Origin of the sequence: Achromobacter sp. SIMBA_011 (assembly GCF_046535435.1) — a bacterium.
Classification (GTDB): domain Bacteria; phylum Pseudomonadota; class Gammaproteobacteria; order Burkholderiales; family Burkholderiaceae_B; genus Achromobacter; species Achromobacter dolens.
This window is the reverse complement of sequence record NZ_JAWRWN010000737.1, coordinates 1-259: the sequence shown is the minus strand read 5'-3', so window position 1 is coordinate 259 and position 259 is coordinate 1. Positions and strand designations below refer to the sequence as shown.

Sequence of the window (259 nt, the reverse complement as noted above, 5' to 3'; positions counted from 1 at the left end):
ACGTTGGCCACGGCCAGCGACTGATAGCTCGCCAGGCCGACGTTGACGTTGGCCGAAGCACCCAGCAAGCCGGTCAGCAACGAATCGAGCAGCGCGGAAGACGACGTATTGAGACTCGCGAGCGTCGCAGCGACGCTGAACGTATCGATCGCCGACGAACGTGCCGTTGCAGTGGCCGACAACACGGCCTTTCGACCACTCAGTTGGCTCAGCAGCCCGAGAAAGAAATACTGCACTTGCCGGTACACCGTCACGCGTG

1 pseudogene is annotated in these 259 nt (G+C 61.8%); it reads right to left on the bottom strand.

The features are described from left to right. Positions 1 to 259 (bottom strand): annotated as a pseudogene (locus SB816_RS32925) (hypothetical protein); the annotation flags it as partial.